Raw genomic sequence first — 17753 nt, 5'->3', positions numbered from 1 at the left:
CATGGACTCATGCTTGGACTGTTTGGCGGCATTTGTCGATTCCTAACATATAGAACGTTGTAGAAATATTGACCGTGGGAACGTGGAGCTACTTTTCTGCCGGCTGGCTCCCTGAAGTTGCTGCCTGACCCGCCATCCTTCACATCGTGTCAACTTCGCGAAGCGTGCGCCCATACGCGAGAATCTATTGAAAAGGCCGCCGGGCGCGAACCCGACGGCCTTCTCCCGTAGGACCGCTGTGCCGCGGTTACTCTTCGATCGTGACCCGGCCGTTGCGGACGATCATGCCGCGCTCGGCCATTTCCTTGCGGAAATCATGCTTCGCATCGGCAACCTCGCGACGATATTCCGCCCACGCGTCCTCGCGGTCGGCGGCATCGTCGGCACGCGCCAGATCGCTGCTCAGTTCGCGCTTCGCCTCCGACAGGTCGGTCTTGTAGTCGAGATAATAGGGGTTGTAGTCCGAATAGACCGGGACCGTGCGACGGTCCTTGGCCAGCGCGGGCGTCGTTACGACCGCAGTTGCGGCGACGGCGATCAGCAATGTCGTGCGGTTCATGGGGGTTCTCCCTTTTCCTGAACTTGCCGGCGTACAACCCGTTGTGGATGAAGTCGGTTCCTTCACCTGCGGTTCATCTGCCGGAGCCCGTTCGGGATTTGCCGGCGACTGCTTGCCAATTGCCGGCCCCATGCCGATCTTTCGTCGCGAAGGGATCGGACATGGCCGGACGGGTGAAGCGCAAGGCGGGACTGGCGGCGGCCGAGGCACTGGCGGCGCGTACCGTCGCACCGCTCCCCTGCGCGCTGTGCGACCGCCCGATCGGGACGCAGGTCGAATGGCACCACCGCGTGCCCAGGAGCGAGGGCGGACGCGAGACCGTACCGGTCCACCCGATCTGCCACCGCACCATCCATGCCAGCGCGACCAACGCGGAGCTGGCGGGGCCACTGGCGGATATCGACACGCTGCGGGCGCTGCCGGCGGTGGCGAAGTTCGTGGCGTGGGTGGCGGATAAGCCCGCCGACTTCCGGGCGCCGGTGCGGCGGGGGCGGTAGGGCTAGCCCCGTGTGTTCCGCGGCGGGCCTGGAGTTTGATCCATGGGCATGGAGTCGTCACCCCGGCGCAGGCCGGGGTCTCCATCGGCTCCTGCTGCGCGCTACCACCGGGAGATCCCAGCCTTCGCCGGGATGACGCCCGTTTCAACAGGGATGACTCTGGACCAACGACCGTCGTCCCCGCGCAGGCGGGGCCTCATACATGCCACGCCGGCTACGCCAGCGCGAACGTCAGCACCTATGGATTGCCGCCTTCGTGGGAATGACGGAAGGGGGAAGGTCCTGCCAGCGCAGGGGCAGCCGCATTTCGCGCTGTCCTACACGTTCGCGCGTCGGCATCATGCTGCCGGGCCATCGTGAGCCCGGCTCTTTGACACCGCCAATTCTGTATCGCCGATCGGCTGACTCGCAGATAGCGTGCGAGTGTGACTTTCGTGACCTTTGGACGGCGGGCACGGGCAAAGCCCGTGCCGTCGGCCGGCGCTTCGGGCGCCGCCGGCCGGGCCGCGCCTTCAGGCTCGGGGTAGCTGCGCTACCCCTTGCCCGGCGCTCATTCCGCCGCAACCCCGCCGAACATGTCGCCCATGCCGCTGGCTTCCTCGTTCGCCGGTGCCACGACTTTCGCCTTCTGGCGCTTGTCGAAGCCGTCCCACACCTCGTTCCAGTTGCCGCGTGTCGCCGCCTTCGAATATTCCGTCGCACGCTGTTCGAAGAAGTTGGCGTGCTCGACGCCATTCAGCAGCGGCGCCAGCCACGGCAGGGGGTGTTCGTCGATCAGGTAGATCGGCTTCATGCCCAGCTGCCCCAGCCGCCAGTCGGCGATGTAGCGGATATACTTCTTGATCTCCTTCGCGGTCATGCCGTGGACCGGCCCCATTTCAAAGGCGAGATCGATGAAATTATCCTCCAGCCGCACCGTCGTCTGGCACATGTCGGCAATGTCGTCGCGCACCGACCGCGTCATGCAGTCGCGTTCCTTGCAGAAGGCGTGGAACAACTTGATGATGCCTTCGCAGTGCAGGCTCTCGTCGCGGACCGACCATGACACGATCTGCCCCATGCCCTTCATCTTGTTGAAGCGCGGGAAGTTCATCAGCATCGCGAACGACGCGAACAGCTGCAGCCCTTCGGTGAAGCCGCCGAACATGGCGAGGGTCTTGGCGATATCCTCGTCGGTATCGACCCCGAAGTTCTGGAGATAGTCGTGCTTGTCCTTCATCTCGCTATATTCGAGGAAGGCGCCATATTCGCTTTCGGGCATCCCGATCGTGTCGAGCAGGTGGCTGTACGCCGCGATATGCACCGTCTCCATGTTGGAGAAGGCGGCGAGCATCATCTTGACCTCGGTCGGCTTGAAGATGCGACCATATTTCTCGTGGTAGCAGTCCTGCACCTCGACGTCCGCCTGGGTGAAGAAGCGGAAGATCTGCGTCAGCAGGTTGCGCTCGTGCGGGGTCAGCTTCTGCGCCCAGTCGCGGCAATCCTCGCCCAGCGGCACCTCTTCGGGCATCCAGTGGATCTGCTGCTGGCGCTTCCAGAAATCGAACGCCCAGGGGTATTCGAACGGCTTGTACTGCTTGCGGGCTTCGGTGAGCGACATGGGGTTACTCCGGGGAAATTTGGGTTGTTCTGAAATCTGTTGTGCTCCCGCGCAGGCGGGAGCCTAGGGGCGCGACCGTCGTCGCTTGTGGCTCTGGACCCCCGCCTTCGCGGGGGTATGATCGGTTCGGGTCATGCCGACCCCCACGACCATTGCGCGATGCCGAAGATCGTCAGGATGATGCCCAGCGCCAGCGCCATCATCCCCGTCATGCCGTGGGCATAGCGGCTCTGCGCGGTCCTGCGCGAACGCAGGCGCAGCAGCAGCCACAGCCCGACGCCGCCCGATACCAGCGCGACGCACAACATGATGAGGACGTTCGCGGTCATGCGACCAACTGCGAAGACGCGCGTTTCACCGCCGCCCCCACAGGAGAACTATCATGGCCGATCTCAGCAACATCAACGAACATGCCGAAGTCATCGGTGCCGACGGCGTCCATGTCGGCACCGTCGACCGCGTCGAAGGCGACCGCATCAAGCTGACCAAAAAGGACAGCGGCGCGGACATCGAAGGAGCCGAAAGCGCACATGCCGGGCATCACCATTATATCGACGGCGGCCTCGTGGCCGAGGTCGAGGGCGACACCGTCCGCCTGAGCGCCAACGCCGACGTGGCGGTGACGTTCGAAACCGAAGAAGACGGCTCGGCGATCTGACGACGTGCGGCGCGCGTACCGGACGCGCGCCGCCCCTGTCGGCCACCGCCCCGCCGGATGCCGACCGAACGCTCCGCATTCGGCGGCATCTGCGGGCATCACGCCCCCATCATCCACGACACCAGCGCGGCACCCGCGCCCGCGATCCCGCCGAACCAGATCACGTTGGTCAGGAACGGCCGGTGTGCGCCGAACGGCTCGTTCGCCGGGTCCTTGCCGCCGGTCGCCAGCACCTTGCGGCGCCGCGCCTCGAACGCCTCGACCTGCTTGGGCTGCGAATACATCCACGCCATCAACGGCCCGAGCGTTACGGCGAACACGAAGAATATCAGGATCGGCATCGGTACCTTCTCCTTGGTCGGGGGGGGGGGGCGGAGGCCTTGTCCTATACCGCCCCGCCGTCAGACGGGACGGCCGCGCCGCCCCGCCGCCTGTTCACTGGCAAGCCAGACACTCGTCATAATCGGTCGTCTCGCCCAGATCGAACTTGGCCAGCTCCGACGTATTGTCCGCCTCGACCCCACCAGCGAACCCGGCACGCTGCACCGACTTCGACCGCAGGTAATAGAGCGATTTGATGCCCAGCTCCCACGCGCGATAGTGGAGCATCAGCAGATCCCACTTCTCGACATCGGCCGGGATGAACAGGTTCAGCGACTGCGCCTGGTCGATGAACGGCGCGCGGTCCCCGGCCAGTTCGAGCAGCCAGCGCTGGTCGATCTCGAAGCTGGTCTTGAACGTGTCCTTCTCTTCCTGGCTCAGGAAATCGAGATGCTGCACCGACCCGCCGCGCTCGAGGATCGTGTTCCACACCGCGTCGCTGTTCTTCGACTTCGCGATCAGCAGCTTTTCGAGATACGGGTTCTTGACCGACCACGATCCCGACAGCGTCTTGTGGGTATAGATGTTCGCCGGGATCGGTTCGATGCAGGCACTGGTGCCGCCGCAGATGATGCTGATCGACGCGGTCGGCGCGATCGCCATCTTGCAGCTGAACCGCTCCATCACGCCCATGTCGGCCGCGTCGGGGCAGGGGCCACGCTCGTTGGCAAGGTGCATCGATGCCTCGTTCACCTGCGCATTGACGTGGCGGAAGATCTTCAGGTTCCACGCCTTGGCCATCGCCCCTTCGAACGGGAGCCCGCGCGCCTGCAGGAACGAGTGGAAGCCCATGACGCCCAGGCCCACCGACCGCTCGCGCTCCGCCGAATAGCGCGCCCGCGCCATCTCGTCGGGCGCCCGCTCGATATAGTCGGTGAGGACGTTGTCGAGGAAGCGCATCACGTCCTCGATGAACCGCTTGTCGCCGTTCCATTCGTCCCACGTCTCGAGGTTCAGCGACGACAGGCAGCACACGGCGGTGCGGTCGTTGCCCAGATGGTCCTTGCCGGTCGGCAGCGTGATCTCGCTGCACAGGTTGGAGGTCGACACCTTCAGCCCGAGGTCGCGGTGATGCTTGGGCATCGTGTTGTTCACATGGTCGCTGAACACGATGTACGGCTCGCCGGTGGCGAGGCGGGTCTCGACCAGCTTCTGGAACAGCGAGCGTGCATCGACCGTGGCACGGACCGATCCATCCTTGGGGCTGGTCAGGTTCCATTCGGCGCCGTCGCGCACCGCCTCCATGAACGCGTCGGGGATCAGGACGCCATGGTGCAGGTTCAGCGCCTTGCGGTTGAAATCGCCGCTGGGCTTGCGGATTTCGAGGAACTCCTCGATCTCCGGGTGGCTGACGTCGAGATAGCAGGCGGCCGATCCGCGACGCAGCGACCCTTGCGAAATGGCGAGGGTCAGCGAGTCCATGACCCGCACGAACGGGATGATGCCGCTGGTCTTGCCGTTCAGGCCGACCGGTTCGCCGATGCCGCGCACGCTGCCCCAATAGGTGCCGATGCCGCCGCCGCGCGACGCCAGCCACACATTCTCGTTCCACGTCTCGACGATGCCCTCGAGGCTGTCGGGGACGGAGTTGAGATAGCAGCTGATCGGCAGGCCGCGCCCGGTGCCACCGTTCGACAGGACCGGCGTGGCGGGCATGAACCACAGCTTCGAGATATAGTCGTACAGCCGCTGCGCATGGTCGGCGTCATCGGCATAGGCCGACGCGACGCGCACGAACAGGTCTTGGTACGATTCGCCCGGCAGCAGGTAGCGGTCCTTGAGCGTATCCTTGCCGAAATCGGTCAGCCGCGCGTCGCGCGAATGGTCGACCTCGACCGCGTGCAGCTGTGCGTCAACCGTGCGGCTGGTGCGCACGGCCGGGGTTTCGGCGGGCGCCGGATCGGCGAATTGCAGCTCGTTCATCTGGGCATCCTGACTGTCCTGGAAGGTCATCGTCCCCGTTTCCCCTGTCTTCGGACGGAGCACGTCGTCCCCGTCGATAAAATTGGCGTGTCGACCGCATGCAGCGGCGCATCGCCGGTTCGAACGACGGCTGGCGACATGGTCGTCGTGTCGCGGCGTCGATCGAGGTGAATACCATTTGTAGCGGTTGGCCCGCCGTCGCCCCTACTAATTGTAGCAAATGGTCGTGCGCGCAAGCGGCTAAATTTCGGGCGGCCGGGGGAACCGGCCGGCTGCGGGCGATACGATCGGCGCGACGCGCGGACCTCTGCCGCCTGCGCGAAATGCAAGCGAATAAAACGGGAACATCAATTCATTTTTTCGTTCGGCGGCGGTGGCGTGCCGACGAATCAGCCGTCCCGCCGGAACCGGCCCGAGACCCGTGCCTGCCATCCCAGCAGCAGCGGGACGAGGATCAGTTCGATGCACAGGCCGCTCAGGTGCGACGCCGACGGCACGCCGCTGGCCGCCAGCGACCATAGCCGTGCGAACCCGCCGATCACGACCATCATCCCCAGCAGGCGGAAGCGGCCGCCCTTGCGTTCGATGCCGGGAATGCAGCTGACGAAGCCGATCGCCAACCCGAGGAACAGGCCCGACAGATACCGGAAATGGCTGTCCATGTCGGTCGCGGGCGCCGGATGCAGCCATGCTGCGCCGATCGCGATGCCGGCCAGCGAGGCGGTGAGCGGCACGACGCAGGTAACCGCGACCGCCGCCTGCAACAGCGTACGCTCGCGACGCGGGCTCACGTCCGTTCGCGCTCCAGCAGTTCGGACCGCACGCGGATCGCATAGACCGACAGCCGCACCTCGAACAGGAACCACACCAGCCCGCCGATCAGCAGCAGCATCGACAGGATGAAGCTGATCGCCACCGCCTTGCCGAGGCCCAGGTCGAGCAGTTCGGCGATGAACAGCATCGCGACGACGATGCAGTTGGCGACCGCCGACAGCACGACGAGGAACACCGAATTGTTGATGATCCGGATCCGCCGGTCGAGCAGGCGCAGTTCGAACACGTGGCGATCGTGCTCCGGACCGGTCGAGCCGGGATGCAGCTTTTCGAGGTCGCGCGCCCGGTCGACGATCCGCGCGAGGCGGCCGACCATGACGTTCAGGATCGCGCCGATCCCCGCCAGCAGGAACACGGGGGCGATCGCGGTCTGGATCGTCTTGGCGACAGTCGACAGGACAGGTTCGAATTCCACCCGCGCGGTATGCCGTGCGTGCCCGATCGGGACAAGGGCCGCCATTTTGCGCAAAACCCGTCCGTACCGTACGGTCGTAATCGCTACCGGATGGTAAGGGCTTCGTGGCAAGGCAACGCCATGTCCCCGATCGCCCCCGCTTCCCGTGCCCGTGCCCGTGCCCGTGCGCGCACCATCGCCGGCCTGCCCGATGCGATCGACGCCGTGGCCGGCGTGACGGTCGACACGCACCGCTTCCTGCGCCGTCAATGGTTCGCCGCGGCGCTGAACGGTGATGGGGGTACGGCGCGCACCGTGCTGGTCGAACGTGGCGCCGCCGCGACGATCGCGCTGCCGCTGGTGGGGCTGGGACCGGCGGTCCTCGGTCTGGGACAGGTGCCGGGATGCTACTGGCCGTTCCGCAGCGCGCCGGTGGCGGACGGTGCCGATCGCGACGACTTCGCCGCGCTGCTGGCGGGCGCGGGGCGTGCCGTGCGCGGGTTTCGGCTGGGACCGGTCTATGACGACGATCCGTTGCTGGCCGGCCTGCTGGCGGCGGTCCAGAGCGCAGGCTGGCGCGCGCTGCCGCGCTTCATCGCCGACAGCTATCTGCTCGACATGGCGGCGTTGCGCGCGGAGGGCGACTGGCCGCGCAATTCGACGCTGCGCAAGAACCGGTTCAACGAAAAGCATCTGGCCGCGCAGGGCGTACCGGAATGGTCGTTCGTACAGGGCGGCGGCTGGACCGACACCGTCTTCGACGAACTGGCGGCGATCGAGGCGGCCAGCTGGATCGGCCAGCGAACCGATGGCAGAGACGCCAAGTTCACCGACGCCGGCCATGGCCGCTTCTGGCGCGGGGCGGCACGCGACCCGGTGCTGGCGGGCATGATGTCGGCCGCGCTGCTGCGGATGGACGGCGCGCCCGCCGCCTTCTCGTTCGACCTGAACGCCGGCACGCTGAAATATGCGATCGCGAACAGCTTTGACGCGCGCTTCGCCAGGCATTCCCCGGGCAGGCTGCTCTATTACCGCAACCTCGTCCGTTCGATCGATGACGGGATCGACCGGGTCGACTGGGGCGCGGGTGACAGCGGCTACAAGCGGGTTATCGGCGCGACGCCCGGTCCCGCGATCCGCGACTGGCTGTTCCTGCGGCCCGGCCTGCCTGCGCTGGCCGGTCGCCTGCTCGCCGGGCGCTGGGCGGGCAGCGGGCAGCGGCCGGCGGGCAAGGCAGAAGCGCCGGCGGAATGATTGGCCTTGCCCAACGGCCCCGCGTCCGGCGTAATCCATGGCTGCACCCAACGGACGATTGAGCATGGCCGGCGAGTCGGCGACACCCTCCGACATGGCGACCGAACGCTTCGCGGCCGGATGGCATCCTGCACGCCGCATGGCCGCGTTCCTGGTCGTGTACGGTTTCGTGATCTGGGCGGTCACCGCGCTGACCTTCTGGTCGGCGCCGTTCTTCGGCAATGTCCTGCCGTTCTGGCCGGCGACGCCGATCGCCATCGCGGCGCTGGTGCGATATCCGCGGCGGACCTGGCCGCTGCTGCTGGCGGCAGTGGCGATCGGCATCCTCGCTGCCGTCCCGGTGCTGGCGCCGATCCGTCTGCAGACCGCCACCTATGTCGTGGTCGACGCCATCCAGACGGTGCTGGTGGCCAGCCTGTTGCAGATCGCGCGGCCGGATCCGCGGCTGCTGCGCGGCTATTTCACCGTGGTCGGCATCGGAGTCCTGGGGGCAATGGCGGGCACCGCCTCGTTCGGCATCGTTCGACTGGCGTTGGGCGAGGGCGGCGATCCCAACGCGCTGGTCCGCTGGTTCTCCAGCGGAGCGATGGGCATGATCGTGCTGCTTCCGGCGTTCAAGGCGACGCGCCGTGCCCTGTCGGAAGAGATCGGGCTGCTGTCGCCGGCAATGGTCGTCGTTATCGCGCTGACCGCGCTGGGCACCGGGGCGATCTTCATGTCGGACCGGTATCCGGCGCTGTTCCTGCTGATGCCGTGCGGGGTCTTCGCCGCGCTGCTCTACCGCTTCGCGGGTGCCGCCGCGGCCACGCTGACCGTCAGCGCGATGGCGCTCGTCTGCACGGCGCACGGGATCGGCCCCTTCGCCGCGGTGCTGCTGCACCTGCCCGACCGCATCCTGTTGCTGCAGCTGTTCATCGCGGTCTTCACGCTGACCACCTTCCCGATCGCCGCGCTGCTGTACGAACAGTCGCTGGCGCTGAAGGGCCTGCGCGACAACGAACGCCAGCTGCGGCTGCTGACCGATCATTCGACCGACCTGATCGTGCGGCTTGGCATGGACGGTTTGGGCCGCTACGCATCGCCCGCGGCCGAGCGCCTGCTGGGCTATCGGCCCGAGCAGCTGGTGGGCAAGAGCCCGTTCGAGGCGATCCACCCCGACGACCGCGACCGGGTACGCCGGTGTCTGGAGCAGCTGACACCGGACGGCGACGGGGTCGTCTTCCGGTACCGGATGCGTCACCGCGACGGTCATTACCTGTGGCTCGAAGGCGCGTTCCGGCTGGTGGGCGACGGTGACGACACGCTGGAACTGATCGGATCGATCCGCGATATCGCAACGCGCCGGGATGCGGAGACCGAGGCGATCGTTTCGGCCGATAAGCTGGAGGAGCGGCAGCGGCTGCTCGGGATGGCGGAAACGGCCGCCGGCATCGGCCACTGGCGCCTCAATCTCGGCGACTGGCGGCTGTTCTGGTCGAGCGAGGTCTTCCGCATCCACGGCGTCACCGAAGGGGAGGAGCCGCGGATCGCCGATGCGATCGACTTCTATCATGTCGACGACCGGGCGATGGTCCGCGAACGGCTGGGCGCGGTCATCAACAGCGGCGGTGCGTTCGAATTCGATGCCCGGATCGTCCGCCGCGACGGCACGATGCGCTGGGTCCGGTCGCGCGGCCAGGCCGAACCGGCGCCGGGGGCGGGGATCGTCAGCCTGTTCGGCGTCTTGCAGGACATCACCGAACAGGTCGCCGCGATGACCGACCTGCGCGCCGCGCGCGAGGAAGCGGAACGTGCGCTGGCCGACAAGGCGACCTTCACCGCCACGATCAGCCACGAGATCCGCACGCCGCTGACCTCGATCCTCGCCGCGGCGCAGCTGCTGCGCGACACGCCCGACCGGACCGAGCGGATGCGGCATCTCGATTCGCTGGAAAAGGCGGGACGGACGTTGTCGGATATCGTCGACGACGTACTGACCTTCTCGAAGCTGGAAGGCGGGCACGGCAATCCCGAGGCGATCGCGTTCGAACCCCGGCAGCTGCTGGAAACGGTGATCGGGTTGTTCGCGGTCGACGCCCGCCGCCACGATCTGACACTGGAACTAGACGCGCCGCCGGGGCGGGTGATCGGCGACCCGGCGCGGGTGCAGCGGGTGCTGACCAATCTGGTCGGCAATGCGGTAAAATTTACCCGTGCCGGATCGATCCGCATCTCCGCCGCCCGCGTCGGCGGCGAGCTGTGGCGGTTCGAGGTCGCCGACACCGGGGTCGGCATCCGCAGCGATCGGCTGGACGCCATTTTCGAACCCTTCGTCCAGGCGGATGCGTCGACCACCCGCAGCTATGGCGGCACCGGGCTGGGCCTCAGCATCAGCCGTATGCTGGTCGGATCGATGCGGGGGACGATCCACGTCGCCAGTCGTCCGGGAACGGGATCGAGCTTCTGGTTCGACCTGCCGCTGCCGGCCGCCGCCGTCGTCGATGCGGAAGCGGCGATGCCGGCGTCGGGCGGACCGGATGCCGCCGATCCTTCGCGGCCCGTCCCGGTCGCTACCGTGCTGGTGGCGGAGGACAACGACACCAACCGCTATCTGATCGCCGAGATCGTCCGCCGGCTGGGACATCGGGTCGTGACCGTCGAGAACGGCGCGCGCGCGGTCGAATATGTCACCGCGCCGGCCGGCAACCCGGTCGACCTCGTGCTGATGGACATCCAGATGCCGGTCATGGACGGGATCGCGGCGGCGCGCGCGATCCGGGCGTGGAGCGGGGCGGGGGCCACCGTGCCGATCCATGCGATCACCGCAGACCAGTCGACCGAGACCCGCGCCGAGATCCGCCAGGCCGGGATCGACGGCATCCTTGCCAAGCCGGTGGACATGATCCGGCTGGGCCGGCTGCTGGGCAAGGTTGCCGACGACCTGCCGCCCGCTGCCGCGTCGGCGGTGCCGACGGCCGCGATCGATCCGGAACGCATCCGTTCGCTGACCGACGCACTGGGCGCCGAACAGCGCGATATGTTGTTGCGACTGTTGATCGACGATGCCGAACGGGTGCCGCCGCGGCTGCGGGTGCTGCTGCAACATGGCAATCACAGCCTCGCGCGACGCGAGGCGCATGCGCTGCACGGTGCCGCCGTCAGCATGGGCGCGGCCGATCTGGTCGCGGCGTTGCGCGCGGTAGAGAGCATCCCCGACGGGGCGCAGGCCGATCCCGCCATCATCGATCGGGTCGATCGATCGGCGCAATCGGTGATCGATGCCGCGCGGGCGGCGATGGCGGCGCCGTGAGGCGCGCCGTCCTACGCCTCCGCGTCGAACGCCTGTAGCGCCAGTACCGCCTGGGTCCGGTTGCTGACGCCCAGCTTGCGAAAGATCGCCGAGAGGTGCGATTTCACCGTCGGTTCGGCAAGTTGCAGGTCATAGGCGATCTGTTTGTTCTGATGCCCGTTGACGATCGCGCGCAGCACCCGCAACTGCGCGATCGACAGCGTTCCCATCCGCTCCGCCATGTCGACCCGCCGGTCGTCGGGGGCGCCCCCCCCCAGACCCTCGGGCACCCATGTCCGGCCGGCGAGCAGGGTGCGCAGCGCCTCCATCATCTGGTCGATCGTCGACGATTTCGGAATGAAGCCATGGGCGCCCAGTGCATGCGCCTGCGCCACCACCGCCGGTTCCTCCCGGCCCGACACGATCGCGATCCGCGCCGACGGGCGGATCGCACGCAGCAGCGCCAGTCCGGCAAAGCCCTGCACGTCGGGCAGCATCAGGTCGAGCAGGATCAGGTCGTAGTCCTTCGTCCGGACCAGCGCTTCCGCCTCGGCCAGCGTCGTCGCACTGTCCCTGGTGATCGTCGGATCGGTCGCTTGTGCCGCCATGCCGAGTGCCGTCGCGCACATCGGATGATCGTCGGCGACGAGAATATGCGGCATCAAAGGACCCTCTTTCCGACATGGGCATCGTAGGGATCGTTTACTCCTACTACAAGCGCACCAGGGAATCCTACCAAGTAGTTGGTGAAAATGCGTTAAAGCAGCTTTGCGTAGCGTTGCGGAATATCGCAACGGGTTGCCCGGCAAAGTCCTCCGCGACGACGCGGTCGATCTGCCGCTCGATCCCGCGGGTCAGGTCGGCGGGAACCTCGACCGAGAAGCCGCGCGCGACCAGACCGTCCACTGCCCAGCGGACGCAGTAATCGGCAGCGACCCCGACGACGATCGCATGGCGAACACCGTGGTCCGACAATTCGCCGAAGAACGCGTCGCGCGCCTGCACGGGTGCATCGCCGCGCGGATCACGCAGCGTCAGGTCCGGCTCCGCCCACATGTCGAACACACCCTTTTCCAGCGTGCGGCACGGGATCGCCGGGTCGATCGCCTGCGGATCGAACAGGTTGCGCCAGCCCGGTGTCCCCTTCACGCAATGGATCGGGAACAGCGCGGCCTCGGCGCTTTGCGGATAGGTGTCGGCGAAGTGGGTGTCGAAGGTAAATACCATCGCCGCCGTATCCGTCGCGGTCCGGTCCGCCAGCCACGCGCGGAGCGGTTCGACGAGGTCGGTGGCGCCGGCAACCGGCAGCGCGCCGTCGGGCAGGATGAAGTCGGCTTGGGTGTCGATGACGAGCACGAGATTGGACATGACCTGTCTCCTTCTACCCGCTTTACATATGTGCAATGTAGATATATGTAAAGGGCATGGAACAGGACTTCGACCCGTCCGGTTACGATCCGGGTGCCTATGACCGGCCCTCCGTCGCGGTCGATTGCGTCGCGATCGGCATCGTCGACGGGGAACCGGCGGTGCTGCTGATCCGGCGCGACCAGCCTCCGTTCGCCGGGCACTGGGCCTTGCCCGGCGGGTTCGTGGCGATCGACGAGTCGCTTGAGGCGGCGGCGGTGCGGGTGCTGCGGGACAAGGCGAAGATCGGCGACATGCCGGTGGAACAGGTGCATTGCTTCGGCGCGGTCGATCGCGACCCGCGCATGCGGATCATCGCCATCGCGTATCGCGCGCTGCTGTCGCCGGTACGCACCCGGGCGCTGCGGCTGACCGTCGGCGAATGTCTCGCGCGGATCGGCGCCGACGGCCGGCTGTACCACGACGGACAGCCGATCGCGCTGGCGTTCGATCACGACGTCATCGTGGCGCATACGCTCGCCCGGTTGCGCGATGCGATCGACGATGCCGCCTTCGCGCTGGTTCCCTGTCGTTTCACCCTGCGCGAACTCCAGCAGGTGCACGAGGCGGTGCTGGGCCAGCCGCTCAACAAGCCCGCATTCCGCCGCCGGATGCTCGAACGCGGCGGGCTGCGCGGCACCGGCGATTTCGAAGGCGGACGGGCGTTCCGTCCGGCCGAACTCTATGTCCAGCTTCCGAAGGACTGACCAATGGTGATGACCGATATCGCGACCCGGGTGTGGAACCATGGCTGGCGGCTGGACCCGGTGGTGCGCAGCCTGCTCGACACCGATTTCTACAAGCTGCTGATGGTACAGATGATCCGCGAGGTGCACCCGGACGTCCGCGCGACCTTCGCCGTCATCAACCGCAGCACGTCGGTGCGGCTGGCCGAGGTCATCGACGAGGGCGAATTGCGCGCGCAACTCGACCATGCCCGTACGGTCGCCTTTTCGAAACAGGAACTGATCTGGCTGGCCGGCAACAGCTTCTACGGGGTGAAGCGGATGTTCGCGCCCGGTTTCATCGACTGGCTCGGCGGTTTCCGCCTGCCCGAATACGACCTGTCGATCCGCGACGGCCAGTACGAGTTGCACTTCGACGGCCCGTGGGCCGAAACCTCGCTGTGGGAAATCCCGGCGCTGACCATCCTGAACGAACTGCGCGCCCGCGCGGCGCTGCGCGATCATGGGCGCTTCGCGCTCGACGTGACCTATGCGCGGGCAAAGGCGCGGCTGTGGGACAAGGTCGAGCGGCTGCGCGACCTGCCCGACCTGGTCCTGTCCGACTTCGGCACGCGGCGGCGGCATGGCTTTCTGTGGCAGCGCTGGTGCGTGGAGGCGTTGCAGGAGGGGCTGGGCGATCGCTTCGTCGGTACGTCGAACGTGCTGCTGGCGATGCAGGCCGGGGTCGAGGCGATCGGCACCAACGCGCACGAGCTGCCGATGGTCGAGGCGGCGCTGGCCGAGGACGATGCCGGCATCGCCGCTGCGCCGTACCGCGTGCTGGCGGAATGGCGGCGGCATTATGGCGGCAACCTGCTGATCGCACTGCCCGATGCGTTCGGCACCACCGCGTTCCTGCGCAATGCGCCTGGCTGGCTGGCCGACTGGACCGGCTTCCGCCCCGATAGCATGCCGCCGATCGAGGGGGGCGAGCAGATATTGCGCTGGTGGCAGGAACAGGGCGTCGATCCCCGGTCTAAGCTGCTGATCTTTTCCGACGGGATGGACGTCGACAGCATCCTGGACACCTATCGCCATTTCCACGGTCGGGTCCGGATGAGCTTCGGCTGGGGCACCAACCTGACCAACGATTTCCGTGGCTGCGACCCGCTGGGGGGCGAGGGGCTGGAGCCGATCTCGCTGGTTTGCAAGGTCATCGGCGCAAACGGCCGCCCGGCAGTCAAGCTGTCGGACAATCCGGCCAAGGCGACCGGCAGGCCCGGGGATGTCGCGCGCTACCTGCGCATCTTCGGCGACGGCGGCCGGGTGGCGAGCCCGGTCGCGGTATAGCCGGACGTCAGTTGATCGCGGCCGTCGCCGGGGCGGTCGCCGACCGGTTGTGGCGAAGCGCCTCGGCCAGCCCGACCAGTTCGGCATTCTCGAACGATACCAACGCCCGCGGAACCTGTGCCAGCATCCGGGCGAACTTGGTCGAGCTGCCGAACAACGCCTGTGTCTCGGGCTGGCGAAGATAGGGCAGGATCGCGGTCGCGACCGGCCCGGTCACCAGCAACCCGTCCCATGCTCCCACGGTCAGCACCATATCGCCGGCCTGCGCCCAGAAGGCACGGGCGAGCATTTCGCACGCCGAACGGGCGATCGGATCGGTCGTCGCCGTCCGCGTGACGTCTTCCGGAGTGCGGGCACGGGGGGCGACACCGGCGCGACGTGCCAGCATGGTATAGATGGCGAGCAGGCCACTGGCCGAGATGACTTCCTCGATCGCGACCGGATGCCGGCCGGCGAACATCTCTGCGGCGAGGCCGGCCAGTTCCGGCGTCGGACCGGTAAAGCCGGCATGGCCCGCCTCGGTCGACAGGACGGTGACCGTGCCGTTCGGGCAGCGATGCACGGCGGCCATGCCAAGGCCGGACGTGATGCCGACGATCAGGTAGCATCCCGGTCCGACGATCGGCCATGCGAGGGTTCCGGCAAAGGATTCCCGGACATGACCGCCCGCGACGCACAGCGCCCACGCCTCTGCGGCGAAATCGTTCAGCACCAGCGGTGGTTCGCCCAGCATCGCCTCCAGCCCGGAACGCGACAGGAACCAGTGCGTCCGCGTGATCGAGATCGCGTCGCCGCGCACCAGACCGGGCACGGCGAACGCCGAATGGCGGGGCAGCGCCGGCAGCCCCAGGTCGCGCTGAAACCCGATCAGGGCGGCCGACACGCCCTGGGTCGTTGCCGCGCCGTAGCTGCGGACCGTTTCGGACCGGATCGTTCCATCGGCACCGGTCAGGGCAAAGCAGATCCGCTTGCGCCCGATCGATCCGACGATAGCACTATCGACCATCTGCATTGCCTCCCCCGTTCCCGATGTTTCGGGTAGGCGTTAGCGATAACAGACAGTCGTTGGCAGCGTATTGTTAAATTTCGGCCGGTTTACGGAGCGTCGGCGAATTGTACGCTGCGCACAAACGCCGTGTCGGGCGTGCTACCGCCGCACGTAGCGGAAATACCAGACCTCGTGGCCTTGTCGCCGGGCCTTCCGTTCGTAGCGGGTTTCGGGCCAGTCAGCGGGGCGGGTCAGGAAGTCGGCGGGGGTCCGGGCCTGCCAGTCGAAGTCGCGGCGCTGGTCCATCACCATCATCGCCCAGCGGCAATATGTCGGATCGTCGGTGCCGAGGCGGAATTCGCCGCCGGGGCGCAGCTTGGCCGCGATCAGGTCCATCGGGCCGTGGTTCATCATCCGCCGCTTGGCATGGCGCGCCTTGGGCCATGGATCGGGGTGGAGCAGGTAGACGCGTTCGAGCGTGGCGTCGGGGAAGCGTTCGATCACCTCCAGCGCGTCGCCCATGTGCAGGCGGACATTGGCGAGGTCGCCGTCGCGGATATGGTTCAGCGCGCCGACCACGCCGTTGAGGAACGGTTCGCAGCCGACGAAGCCGTGGCCGGGACGCGCCGTCGCCTGTCCCGCCAGATGCTCGCCCGCGCCGAAGCCGATCTCAACCTCGACCGGGCGGTCGTCGCCGAACAGGACGCGGGAATCGAGCGGGCCGGTGTCGGGGACGGAGACGCGGGGCAACAGTTCCTCGACCAGCGCGGCCTGGCCCTGGCGCAGCTTGTGGCCCTGTCGACGGCCATAGAGGCGGCGGATGGTGGTGGGATCGTTCATCGCGGCGCTCCTACCCGGCGATACGCCCTGGGGACAAGGCGCTTCGGCGGGAGCTTCGGCGGTTGCCGGGGGTTGGATCGGCATGGGCAAGAAAAAGCAGGCGAAACGGACGGCGCGGCACGTGGTCGATGCGGATATCGATGCCGGGCACGGCGTCGCGCGCGAACTGCGGCATCATCCGGTGGTGCGGGTGGCTGGCGCGCTGAGCGAGGTCGCCGACCAGCCGCCGATGGTGGCGATCAACGTCGCGACGATCGCGGTCGCGCTGCTGGCGAAGGACGCGAAGCTGGCGCGGACCGGCGTACGGATGCTGGCGGCACACGGGCTGGCGACGCTGGCGAAGGCGGTCATCAAGCATCGGGTCGACCGGGCGCGGCCGAACCAGTTCAGCGATCGCGACGACCATCGGCCTAAGCCCGGCGATACCGACGAGGGGCCGCAGAACTCGTTTCCCTCCGGCCATACCGCCGGCGCGGTGGCGGTCGCGCGGGCGGTGGCGCGCGAATATCCGGGCATGGCGGTGCCGGCGCAGGTAGCCGCGACCGGCATCGCGGCGATCCAGATTCCGCGTGGGACGCATTTCCCGATCGACGTCGTGGCGGGCGCGGTCATCGGCTGGGCGGCGGAGGCGATCGTCGCGCGGGTGCTGCCGAAACCCACGTAAATCCGCCAAAGGTCACGAAAGTCACACTTGCCACATGTTCGCAGCCGCCGGGTCTTGCGATGGCGAGGGTGTTCGCGATGTCAAAGAGCTTTGGGGGAGCATGGCGGCGCGGCGGTGTGTAGGAAAGTGCTTCCGCCGCGCCATGACTGCTACTTCGTCGCCGCGGCATTGATATCGATCTTGAGCTTCTTGCCCCAGCTGTTCGTCCGGGCGATCATCGGGCGGCCCAGCGCGGCCAGCACGGTATCGGGCGCAGGCAACCCGGTCATTGGGGCGTAGGTGGCGATCGAGCCGGGATCGTAGAACGCGACCGTCCATTGGCGCACGGTCTGCCCCTTCGATTCGCCCGCGTCGCGCGCGATGACGTCGGGGCTGATCCACGCGCCGCGCGCGCTGTCGCTGATCGCCAGCAGGTAGCTGTCGGGCGACGCGTCGCTGCGATAGGCGGCACCGATCCGGGCGGGGGCGGGG

Annotated in this window: 19 protein-coding genes; 7 read left to right on the top strand and 12 right to left on the bottom strand. The window is 67.3% G+C overall.

The features are described from left to right. Positions 1-247: 247 nt before the first annotated feature. Positions 248-559 carry a hypothetical protein gene (locus tag QLH51_RS17005; protein WP_125658303.1) on the bottom strand — a complete coding sequence of 104 codons (312 nt, stop codon included), beginning with the start codon at positions 557-559 and terminating at the stop codon, positions 248-250. A gap of 161 nt (positions 560-720) precedes the next feature. Between QLH51_RS17005 and QLH51_RS17000 the strand changes: the two genes are divergently transcribed. Continuing rightward, positions 721-1056: an HNH endonuclease gene (locus QLH51_RS17000; protein ID WP_206429046.1), complete on the top strand. Its 336-nt coding sequence runs from the start codon at positions 721-723 to the stop codon at positions 1054-1056. Positions 1057-1606: 550 nt separating this feature from the next. Here the strand turns inward: QLH51_RS17000 and QLH51_RS16995 are convergent. Continuing rightward, entirely contained in the window at positions 1607-2656 is a 1050-nt protein-coding gene (locus QLH51_RS16995) for a ribonucleotide-diphosphate reductase subunit beta (RefSeq protein WP_125658306.1), read from the bottom strand. A 131-nt stretch (positions 2657-2787) separates the two neighbouring features. Then, entirely contained in the window at positions 2788-2985 is a 198-nt protein-coding gene (locus QLH51_RS16990; protein WP_125658309.1) for a hypothetical protein, read from the bottom strand. Positions 2986-3038: 53 nt separating this feature from the next. Here QLH51_RS16990 and QLH51_RS16985 point away from each other — a divergent pair, with 53 nt between their 5' ends. Further along, a complete protein-coding gene (locus QLH51_RS16985) occupies positions 3039-3314 on the top strand; it encodes a DUF2171 domain-containing protein (RefSeq protein ID WP_125658312.1) in 276 nt (91 codons plus the stop codon). A gap of 98 nt (positions 3315-3412) precedes the next feature. Here the strand turns inward: QLH51_RS16985 and QLH51_RS16980 are convergent, their stop codons facing one another. From QLH51_RS16980 to QLH51_RS16965, 4 genes are all read right to left on the bottom strand, one after another. Beyond that, complete coding sequence (locus QLH51_RS16980) at positions 3413-3655, bottom strand: hypothetical protein (RefSeq protein ID WP_125658315.1); 243 nt, start codon at positions 3653-3655, stop codon at positions 3413-3415. Between the two features lie 94 nt (positions 3656-3749). Beyond that, positions 3750-5618: a ribonucleoside-diphosphate reductase subunit alpha gene (locus tag QLH51_RS16975; RefSeq protein ID WP_283514645.1), complete on the bottom strand. Its 1869-nt coding sequence runs from the start codon at positions 5616-5618 to the stop codon at positions 3750-3752. 389 nt (positions 5619-6007) lie between these two features. Next, entirely contained in the window at positions 6008-6409 is a 402-nt protein-coding gene (locus QLH51_RS16970) for a DUF4345 domain-containing protein (RefSeq protein ID WP_125658321.1), read from the bottom strand. Then, the gene (locus tag QLH51_RS16965; RefSeq protein WP_206429047.1) at positions 6406-6867 is read right to left on the bottom strand and encodes a DUF2721 domain-containing protein; all 462 of its coding nucleotides are present in this window, start codon (positions 6865-6867) and stop codon (positions 6406-6408) included. The genes QLH51_RS16970 and QLH51_RS16965 overlap by 4 nt, the downstream gene beginning before the upstream one ends. Positions 6868-6987: 120 nt before the next feature. On the opposite strand from QLH51_RS16965, the gene QLH51_RS16960 reads away from it, so the two are divergent. Together QLH51_RS16960 and QLH51_RS16955 are read left to right on the top strand one after the other, a co-directional pair. Continuing rightward, entirely contained in the window at positions 6988-8100 is a 1113-nt protein-coding gene (locus tag QLH51_RS16960; protein WP_125658327.1) for a GNAT family N-acetyltransferase, read from the top strand. Between the two features lie 64 nt (positions 8101-8164). Further along, positions 8165-11389 (top strand): PAS domain-containing protein, encoded by a 3225-nt coding sequence (locus tag QLH51_RS16955; RefSeq protein WP_164516152.1) that lies wholly within the window; start codon positions 8165-8167, stop codon positions 11387-11389. An 11-nt stretch (positions 11390-11400) separates the two neighbouring features. On the opposite strand, the gene QLH51_RS16950 is transcribed toward QLH51_RS16955, so the two are convergent. Further along, the gene (locus QLH51_RS16950; RefSeq protein ID WP_125658333.1) at positions 11401-12030 is read right to left on the bottom strand and encodes a response regulator; all 630 of its coding nucleotides are present in this window, start codon (positions 12028-12030) and stop codon (positions 11401-11403) included. Positions 12031-12100: 70 nt separating this feature from the next. Next, positions 12101-12736 (bottom strand): cysteine hydrolase family protein, encoded by a 636-nt coding sequence (locus tag QLH51_RS16945; protein WP_125658336.1) that lies wholly within the window; start codon positions 12734-12736, stop codon positions 12101-12103. 56 nt (positions 12737-12792) lie between these two features. Here QLH51_RS16945 and QLH51_RS16940 point away from each other — a divergent pair, with 56 nt between their 5' ends. Next, complete coding sequence (locus tag QLH51_RS16940) at positions 12793-13482, top strand: NrtR DNA-binding winged helix domain-containing protein (RefSeq protein ID WP_125658339.1); 690 nt, start codon at positions 12793-12795, stop codon at positions 13480-13482. 3 nt (positions 13483-13485) lie between these two features. Next, on the top strand, positions 13486-14790 hold the full coding sequence (pncB, locus tag QLH51_RS16935; protein ID WP_125658342.1) for a nicotinate phosphoribosyltransferase: 1305 nt from the start codon (positions 13486-13488) through the stop codon (positions 14788-14790). A 7-nt stretch (positions 14791-14797) separates the two neighbouring features. On the opposite strand, the gene QLH51_RS16930 is transcribed toward pncB, so the two are convergent. Both QLH51_RS16930 and trmB read right to left on the bottom strand, forming a co-directional pair. Then, positions 14798-15796 (bottom strand): glucokinase, encoded by a 999-nt coding sequence (locus QLH51_RS16930; protein ID WP_164516153.1) that lies wholly within the window; start codon positions 15794-15796, stop codon positions 14798-14800. 141 nt (positions 15797-15937) lie between these two features. Further along, complete coding sequence (gene trmB / locus QLH51_RS16925; RefSeq protein ID WP_125658348.1) at positions 15938-16618, bottom strand: tRNA (guanine(46)-N(7))-methyltransferase TrmB; 681 nt, start codon at positions 16616-16618, stop codon at positions 15938-15940. Positions 16619-16700: 82 nt separating this feature from the next. Between trmB and QLH51_RS16920 the strand changes: the two genes are divergently transcribed. After that, positions 16701-17282 carry a phosphatase PAP2 family protein gene (locus QLH51_RS16920; RefSeq protein ID WP_164516154.1) on the top strand — a complete coding sequence of 194 codons (582 nt, stop codon included), beginning with the start codon at positions 16701-16703 and terminating at the stop codon, positions 17280-17282. A 149-nt stretch (positions 17283-17431) separates the two neighbouring features. On the opposite strand, the gene QLH51_RS16915 is transcribed toward QLH51_RS16920, so the two are convergent. Next, positions 17432-17753, bottom strand: a 322-nt coding sequence (locus QLH51_RS16915; RefSeq protein ID WP_283514644.1) for a hypothetical protein, incomplete at its 5' end; no start/stop codon positions are given.

Origin of the sequence: Sphingomonas sp. 2R-10 (assembly GCF_030062225.1) — a bacterium.
Classification (GTDB): domain Bacteria; phylum Pseudomonadota; class Alphaproteobacteria; order Sphingomonadales; family Sphingomonadaceae; genus Sphingomonas.
The sequence above is the reverse complement of the archived record's forward strand: the minus strand, read 5'-3'. Positions and strand labels throughout refer to the sequence as shown.